Origin of the sequence: Arthrobacter endolithicus (genome assembly GCF_026627425.1) — a bacterium.
GTDB lineage: Bacteria > Actinomycetota > Actinomycetes > Actinomycetales > Micrococcaceae > Arthrobacter_M.
Genome location: NZ_JAPNLH010000006.1, coordinates 217,949 through 225,968, shown reverse-complemented (window position 1 = coordinate 225,968; position 8,020 = coordinate 217,949). Strand labels below are relative to the sequence as shown.

The window sequence follows — 8,020 nt, the reverse complement described above, 5'->3', positions numbered from 1 at the left end:
AAATTCGAAACCAGCCAAAAAAATTGTCACCCACCACGGGGTGGCAGACAACAACAATCTCAACCAATAAAAATAATCGGTATCGACAAAACTTGGCACACTATTGAGTTCTCAAACAACAGACGCATTCAAGTACTTCGCAGTCGTAAATTGATATAAAATCAATTTATTATTTCGACTGCATTTCCTCGCTGCAACATCTAAAGCATATTTCAATTACTTTTCTTTTGTCAAATCCGCGGATTCTACCGGATTTCACATTTCCCCACGCCAAATGCGCTGCTAATTCTGCATTGCCCTAAAAGAGCGCAGGAACCAACAGCCGGATTTGGTAGGAGGTTTTGTCACCGCTCCAACGAGATAGTCCGTCATGTTTCAAACGGCTATCTCCGCTCCTCAGCGGGCGACTTAGAAGACACTACACGCGCAGCGGGGAAGGTGCAAATCCACCCCTGTGCGGGGCCTGGACCGATGCCGAAGCAGCTGCGGACGCCGGTGCCCCCGCCGGTACCGAACTTGGTACCAAGCCGGTGTCGGCAGCCAACCTCAGCCTCAGTCGGCGCGGACTTCCAGCACAGCCAGCGTCCGCTTCCCGCGGCGCATCAGCAGGTAGCTGCCATGCAGGAGGTCGTCGCTGGAGATCACGACGTCCGGATCGGTAATCTTCCTATTATTGACATAGGCCCCGCCTTCGGCCACCGTCCGCCTGGCCGCCGAGTTGCTCGCGGACAGTCCGGAGAGCACCAGGAGATTGATAATGCCCAGGCCATCGCGTTCCACCGTTCCATGCGGGAGCTCCTTCGTCGCCGCTACGAGCGTCGCCACGTCCAGCCCCGCCAGATCGCCCTGCCCGAAAAGCGCCGCGGAGGCAGCGATAACCTTTTCCGCGGCATCGGCACCGTGGACCAGGGAGGTAACGTCATAGGCCAGCTTTCGCTGCGCCTCACGCAGCTGTGGGCGCTGCGCCACGGCCGCAGCAAATTCTTCAATGTCCTCCCGGCTCAGGAAGGTGAACACTTTCAGCCTCTCGACAACGTCTATATCCGAGGTATTGAGCCAGAACTGGTACATCTCGTACGGGCTGCACATCGCGGCGTCGAGCCAGATCGCATTGCCCTCGCTTTTGCCGAACTTGGTTCCGTCCGAATTGGTGATCAGCGGTGTGCCAATTGCGTGCGCACTCTTACCCTCCACCTTGCGGATCAGATCCGTACCGCTGGTCAGGTTGCCCCACTGATCCGAGCCGCCCTGTTGGAGCACGCACCCGTAGCTGCGGAAAAGCTCCAAAAAATCCAGCCCCTGCAGCACCTGGTAGCTAAATTCCGCGTAGCTGATGCCATCCTCGGAGTTCAACCGCGAGGCAACAATGTCCTTTTTGATCATGGTGCCCACGCGGTAGTACTTGCCGACATCCCGGAGAAAATCGATGGCGCTCATCGGGGCGGTCCAGTCCAGGTTATTGACCAGTCGTGCGGCGTTCTCGCCCTCGAAACTGAGGAAACGCTGGATCTGCGCACGAAGAGAGTCCACCCATTCGGCCACGGTTTCCTTGGTGTTCATGGTCCGTTCCGCCGTGGGCCGCGGATCCCCCACCAGCCCGGTGGATCCGCCGACGAGCCCGAGCGGCTTGTGGCCTGCCAGCTGCAGACGCCGCATCGTCAGCAGCTGCACCAGATTGCCCAGGTGCAGGCTTGGCGCGGTCGGGTCGAAGCCGCAGTAGTACGTCACCGGGGCGCCGGAGAGCAGTGCCTCCAAGTCCCCTTCGTCGGTGGAGACCTGAATCAGGCCGCGCCACTTGAGTTCCTGCCAAATGTTGGCAAAAGTCGGATCATTGCGCTGGGCTGCGATAGCTGTCGGTTCTGGCACAGTTCAAAATTACCAGCCCGACGGCGGTTGGCCCGCCTTCGGTCCGCAGCGTCGTGGCGCTCAGCCCTCGATTCCGGCCGGAAGCGCCGTCGAGGTAATCAGCCGCAGCCGCTGCGTGGGCCTGGTCATCGAGACGTACAGGTCCCCCACCCTCCCGGCGTTGCCCACTAGGAGGGCCGACGGCTCGACGATGATGACGCCGTCGAACTCCAGCCCTTTCGCCTCATGCGGGTCCATCACCACGATGTCCTGTTCAATCGAGCCTGCCCCGTGCCCGATCCGCCGACCGTAAACAGTGCGCAGCGCGTCGGCAGCGGCCCGGACCTGGCTGCGCGGGGTAATCACGGCCAACAGGCCGCCGTCGATCGCCGTCATTTCCTCGGGTACAACCGCCACGAGCTTAGACAGCAACTCGTCCGAGGCGACGCGATCGACCACCGGATCCCACAGCCCCTCGCGGACCGCCTTGGGCGCGGAAACCCTCTGGCCGGCCGCATTCGCCATTCGCACCGCCGCTTCGGCAATCTGCGCCGGCGTCCGGTAGTTCACCGTGAGTTCCTCCAGCTGCCAGCGATCCCCCACGAACGGTGCCAGTGCCTGTTGCCAGGATCCGGCTCCCGAGGACGAGCTCGTCTGCGCAATATCACCGACGATGGTGAAGGATTTGACCGGGCAACGACGCACCAGCAGGCGCCACTGCATAGCCGAGAGCTCCTGCGCCTCATCCACCACAATGTGGCCAAACGCCCACGTCCGGTCCGTCAAGGCTCGATCGGCGGGCGTGAGCCGATTCTCCTGCACGGCGTTATGGTCCGCCAAGTCCTCCGCGGTGAGAATCCCATCCACGCCGGAATCCGCCATGGCCTGGGTCATATTGTCAATCGCACGCTCGGCATTGGCGATGTCCCGGCGCCTTTCCGCTTCGTGGGCAGCCTGGTTCCGGCCGCCGGTGGCATCCTGCTCGCCGAGCAGCTCAGCCGCCTCGTCCAGCAATGGAACGTCCGCCTCCGTCCACGGCGAATCCGCCCCGCGGCGCAGCAACTCCCGCTCCTTGACACTGAGCATCGGTGCCGAAGCGTCCAGAATGGCCGTTTTGCTGAACAGCTCGGCCACCAGCTTTTGCGGCGTCATCGGCATCCACGCCAGATTCAGCGCGATGCGCACCTCCCGTGCCTGCCGAACGTCCTCCGCCAGATACGCGCGATCCGCCGTATTGCCGAAGCCCGACGATTCGATATGATCCGTCAGCTGCTCGGTCAGCTCGCGCAGCAGAATCCGCACGAACGTCAGCCGCGCTTCGTTGTGCGGCTTCCCCGTGGCGCGGGCCTTGTCCCGGGCGCGCCGGACCTGCCGTTGCGTCAGCAGCAGCGTAGTACCTTCGACGTCGAGCTTGATATCCTGCGCCGGAATCCGCTGCCGGTTCGCAACGGCATTGCGGATCACCTCCGCCATCAGCAGCCGGCCCTTGATCTCGGCAGTCTCGGGATCTTCACCCGCCGCGCCTACAATCCCGGGCATCAGCCGCCCCACGCTGGCCATCACCACACCGGTCTCGCCCAAGGACGGCAGCACGCGCTCAATGTACTTCATAAATGACGACGACGGTCCCACCAGTAGGACGCCGGCAGACTTCAGCCGGTCCCGGTGCGTGTACAGCAGGTAGGCTGCCCGGTGCAGTGCGACAGCCGTCTTGCCCGTGCCGGGACCGCCCTGCACCACGAGCGCGCCCGAGAGCGGGGCACGGATTATCCTGTCCTGCTCAGCCTGGATGGTGCCAACAATGTCCGACATCCGCCCGGTCCGCTTGGAATTGAGCGCCGCCAGTAACGCGCCCTCACCCTGCAGCGAGGTCCCCTCCATGAGCATGTGCGAATCCAGCACATCATCTTCGATGGCCTTCACGTCACGCCCGCTCAGGATCAAATGCCTGCGGCGGCGCACGCCTTGGCGTTCAAAGGCAGTTGCCTGATAGAAGGTTCCGGCCTCCGGCGCGCGCCAATCCACCATTAACTGCTGCAGGTCCTCGGTGGACAAACCGATTCTGCCGATGTAACGGGTCTCCCCGGAATCCAAATCCAAGCGGCCGAATGCGAGTTTGTCATCCACCGCATTCAGCTGTGCCAGGCGGTTCTCATAAAGTGAGGCAAATGCGTCCCGCTCGGACCTCATCTGATGGGTCCCCATGGCCGTACTGCGCCGGACCTGCTCCAGCTGTCGCAGTTTCTCCTCACGCAGTTCATCCAAACGGGTGTAAAGCCCCGCTACGTACTCCCGCTCATGGGCGAGTTCAGCATCAAGCATTGCGGCGATCCCTTTCGCAAAAGGCAGACCGTCCATTCTACCGGTATTTCCCGCTTCTCATATGGCGCGCGTCTCAAACGCGCGGACGACGCTTATTCTGCGTGCCGGACGGCGCTTCTTCACGGCTGCCACACGCGCCGTCGTACTCGACGCCGCAGGGGCTAAAGCCGCATCAGTGAACGCACCCGGTGGCCTGCCAGAGACGCTCGGCCACGCAGTTCCCCGAGCTCAAGCACGACGCCGAAACCCGCCACATGCACGCCGGCGCGTTCAAAAAGCCGTGCTGCAGCGGAAAGGGTGCCGCCGGTGGCCAGTACATCGTCAAGAATCAGTACACGGCTACCCGCCGGGACATCGCCCTTGTGCAACTCCAGCGCGGCCCGGCCGTACTCCAGCGCGTATTCCTCCCGGTAAACCTCCCGCGGCAGCTTTCCCGCCTTGCGGACCGTAATGACGCCCGTTCCCGTGGCGTAGGCCGCCGCGGCCGCCAGCAGGAAACCGCGCGCTTCAACGCCGGCGACGGCGTCAAACCGGCCCGCAAATGGCTCCACCAACGCAGCGACGACCGAATGAAACGCGGGTCCGTCGGCGAAAACCGGTGTCAGGTCCTTGAAGGAAATCCCCGGCTGCGGATAATCCGGAACCGTCTTGGTCAGCCGCGAAATGATGGATTCAACCCCTTCGCGGGGCGGCATTGTGCGCGGCGCGGGTACGGCGGAAGCAGCAGAAGTCACGTCTCCACGGTACCCGCATCGCTGAGGGAAGCCGGCCCGCACGTCACGATCGCGCCTCCTCCCGGCGGACGGCTTTGTGGAAAACCGACGACGCTGGCGGGCCCTTGGGCCACAGGGCTGGTGCAGCTGCGCGGAGCGCCGTTAGTTCCCTGCGCTCTGCAATTATGGAACAGCAGGCCGTTTTCGCACTACAGCGGGCTTGTAACGGGAAACAGTAGGATCTGCGGCAATCCAGAACCGCCACGGGTAATCTGCCGATCCGCCGGGTCCGCCCAATCCCACTCTGGGCCCGGTGAGAATATCGTCCGGCTCCATTGCAGGCCCCAATTCAATACTGAAATCCCCGCCAAGAGCCCAGGCACCGTTGTGGTTCAGATCCATCGCCAATGCCGAGGCCAGCCGAGCCGGGCCCTGCGCCAGTTCCTTGTCCTTGCGGGCAGCCGGTCGGCGGGTCCGCGCCAGCTCGTGGCCTTCGACAACTTCCCCCGCCCTCATCAGGCAACCGGAGGATGTACCAGCCGGTGAGCACACCAGGTTGGCGCAATAGTGCATACCGTAGGTGAAGTAGACGTAGAAGTGCCCGGCCGGTCCGAACATGGAGGTGTTCCTCGGTGTCTGTCCGCGGTAGCTGTGCGCTCCCGGATCCGGTGTAGAAGAGTCTGCTGGCCCCATGTACGCCTCAACCTCCGTCAGGCGGATGCCGACGGTGCCTTCGGCGCTTCGATGCCGAACGACGGCGCCGAGTAATCTGGGTGCAACAACAACGGAGGGCTGCTGGAGCAGTTCCAGCAGCTCGAATTTGGCGGCCATGGCAAAACCGTAGCAGTCCCCGGTTCGATGATACGAGTCGCCTATGCGCCGCAATCGGCAGCCCCGCCATGTCCGATTTCCGCCAGCGAAGCACCCCGATCCCTGCGAACATGGAGTCATGGACTTTTCGCAGCAGTACCGGGTGATCGAATCCCGGGACGCCCGATTCGACGGGCAGTTCTTCACTGCGGTGCGCACTACCGGCATCTACTGCCGCCCCTCCTGCCCCGCCAGGACCCCGAAGCCCGCCAATGTTTCCTTCTTCCGCACTTCGGCTGCGGCCCACGAGGCCGGGTACCGCGCCTGCAAACGCTGCCTTCCCGAAGCGGTCCCCGGCAGTCCGGAGTGGAACGTCCGCTCGGATGTGGCCGCACGCGCCATGCGGTTAATTGCCGACGGCGTCATGGACCGGGGCGGTGTGCCGGAACTGTCCGCCCGCCTGGGCTACTCCAGCCGGCAGTTAAATAGGATCATGACCGCCGAGCTAGGGGCCGGCCCGCTGGCACTGGCTCGCGCCAGCCGCGCCCAGACGGCCCGCACACTGCTAACGGCAACGGACATTAAGGCATCCGATATTGCCTTCGCCGCCGGCTTCAGCAGCGTCCGCCAGTTTAATGAAACGGTCGCCGAGGTATTTTCGATGACGCCAACGGCGCTCCGGACGCGGGGTCAGCACCGGCATCCGCACGTTCCATCGTCCAGCCCGGCAGTTCCCGGATCGACGGCAGGCCCGCCGGCCGAACTCTCCCTGGCCCTGCCGTTCAGAAAACCCTTCGATCCGGGAATCTTCGCGTTCCTGGCCGCGCGTTCCGTGCTGGGTGTCGAGGAGGGGAACGCAAGCCGGTATGCCCGGGCCCTGGCTCTGCCCTGCGGGCACGGTTGTTTTGAGCTGCGCTGGACGGGGACTGCGCTGGAACTCTCCGCACGGCTGGAGGATCTGCGCGACCTGCCGGCCCTGCTCAGCCGCGTGCGCCGGCTCCTCGACCTTGATGCGGACCCTGCCGGGATAGATGCCGTGTTGAGTGTGGAGCCCGGTATGGCCCGCCGCGTCGCGATGCTTCCCGGAATCCGCCTGCCCGGCGCACTGGATGCCGGCGAAATTCTGATTCGGGCCATGATCGGCCAGCAGATTACCGTCGCGGCCGCACGTACCGCGCTCAACCAGTTGGCCGCCGTCGGACTTACCGGCCGGACCCCGTCGGGGACGTTACTGCGGCATTTCCCCACGCCGGAGCTGATTGCCGAATACGGTCCGGAAATTCTGCGCGGACCGCGCAAACGGATCGAATCGGTCTGCGCTGTCGCCCGCATGCTGGCCACTGGCGAGTTGGCCATCGGACTTGAAGATGACCTGACGTCACTGAGCGCCAAGCTGTTGCCGCTGCCCGGGATCGGTCCGTGGACGGTTGGCTACGTTGCAATGCGGGTGCTCGGGGCGCCGGATATTTTTCTGCCCACTGATGCGGCCGTCCGCAACGGCTTCGCCAGGCTAAGCGAAAGCCCGGTCGGCCAGGCCAGCGGGGGTGACGCGGGCGCGGCTGCGGGGATTGGGGCGTCGGTGCTGACGGGCTATGCAGCGCGCTTCAGCCCCTGGCGTTCCTACGCGACCATGCATCTTTGGCGTGCCGCCACCGCAGTACCGACTACAACAGCTCCTGCAGAAGCTCCATCAACCACACGCATTGAGAGGGCATCACAATGATCGCCGAAACCTTGACTATGAGCACGCCGGACGGACCCTTCACCATTGTTGCCGCCGAGGGCGCCGTGCTGTCCGCTGGCTGGACCGCCGAGCTGGACGAATTGACCGGCCAGATCCATGCACTGCTCCGCCCCACCGGCTACACCGCAGTGGCGTCCCTTGGATCCATATCCGACGCCGTCACCGCCTATTACGACGGGCAAGCCAGCGACATCATGCAGGTGCCGGTGCTGCAGAAATCCGGGCCGTTCCGGGCACACGCGTGGGAAGTCCTGCGGACGGTTTCCCCCGGGAAGCCCGTGAGCTACACCGAATACGCACTGCTGGCCGGTAATCCGGCGGCAGTCCGGGCCGCGGCCAGTGCCTGCGCGTTCAACGCAGCAGCGCTGTTCGTGCCGTGCCACCGGGTAGTCCGCACGGACGGGACGCTGGGCGGCTTCCGCTGGGGTCTGGCCGTGAAGGAAAGCCTGCTGGCACGCGAGGCAAACGCCTCATGTGGTGACTACGATGCCGGAGTAGATAGCTGCCGGAGTAGATACGGGAACTGTTGAACCGCCCGTCATAGAGTTACTGTGGCGACCTCATCAAGTCCCGCCTGGGGTTCCTC

Annotated in this window: 6 protein-coding genes; 2 read left to right on the top strand and 4 right to left on the bottom strand. The window is 63.7% G+C overall.

The window, feature by feature from the left end:
- Positions 1-552 precede the first annotated feature (552 nt).
- The 4 genes from tyrS to OS914_RS07705 form a co-directional block, all read right to left on the bottom strand.
- Complete coding sequence (gene tyrS, locus OS914_RS07720) at positions 553-1,866, bottom strand: tyrosine--tRNA ligase (RefSeq protein ID WP_267545456.1); 1,314 nt, start codon at positions 1,864-1,866, stop codon at positions 553-555.
- Between the two features lie 60 nt (positions 1,867-1,926).
- Positions 1,927-4,167 (bottom strand): HelD family protein, encoded by a 2,241-nt coding sequence (locus tag OS914_RS07715; protein WP_267545455.1) that lies wholly within the window; start codon positions 4,165-4,167, stop codon positions 1,927-1,929.
- 161 nt (positions 4,168-4,328) lie between these two features.
- Complete coding sequence (locus tag OS914_RS07710) at positions 4,329-4,862, bottom strand: adenine phosphoribosyltransferase (RefSeq protein WP_267545485.1); 534 nt, start codon at positions 4,860-4,862, stop codon at positions 4,329-4,331.
- A 201-nt stretch (positions 4,863-5,063) separates the two neighbouring features.
- Positions 5,064-5,711 carry a DNA-3-methyladenine glycosylase gene (locus tag OS914_RS07705; protein WP_267545454.1) on the bottom strand — a complete coding sequence of 216 codons (648 nt, stop codon included), beginning with the start codon at positions 5,709-5,711 and terminating at the stop codon, positions 5,064-5,066.
- Between the two features lie 118 nt (positions 5,712-5,829).
- Here OS914_RS07705 and OS914_RS07700 point away from each other — a divergent pair, with 118 nt between their 5' ends.
- Together OS914_RS07700 and OS914_RS07695 are read left to right on the top strand one after the other, a co-directional pair.
- Positions 5,830-7,413 carry a DNA-3-methyladenine glycosylase 2 family protein gene (locus OS914_RS07700; RefSeq protein ID WP_267545453.1) on the top strand — a complete coding sequence of 528 codons (1,584 nt, stop codon included), beginning with the start codon at positions 5,830-5,832 and terminating at the stop codon, positions 7,411-7,413.
- Positions 7,410-7,964, top strand: coding sequence for a methylated-DNA--[protein]-cysteine S-methyltransferase (locus tag OS914_RS07695; protein ID WP_267545452.1), 555 nt, complete (start codon positions 7,410-7,412; stop codon positions 7,962-7,964). Before OS914_RS07700 ends, OS914_RS07695 begins: the two co-directional genes overlap by 4 nt.
- The last annotated feature ends 56 nt before the right edge of the window (positions 7,965-8,020 follow it).

What these genes read in the sequence shown, in the direction of transcription:
- OS914_RS07715 (WP_267545455.1), bottom strand. Translation starts at nt 4,167, where the DNA reads ATGCTTGATGCTGAACTCGCCCATGAGCGGGAGTACGTAGCGGGGCTT.
- OS914_RS07710 (WP_267545485.1), bottom strand. Translation starts at nt 4,862, where the DNA reads ATGCCGCCCCGCGAAGGGGTTGAATCCATCATTTCGCGGCTGACCAAG.
- OS914_RS07705 (WP_267545454.1), bottom strand. Translation starts at nt 5,711, where the DNA reads ATGGCCGCCAAATTCGAGCTGCTGGAACTGCTCCAGCAGCCCTCCGTT.
- OS914_RS07700 (WP_267545453.1), top strand. Translation starts at nt 5,830, where the DNA reads ATGGACTTTTCGCAGCAGTACCGGGTGATCGAATCCCGGGACGCCCGA.
- OS914_RS07695 (WP_267545452.1), top strand. Translation starts at nt 7,410, where the DNA reads ATGATCGCCGAAACCTTGACTATGAGCACGCCGGACGGACCCTTCACC.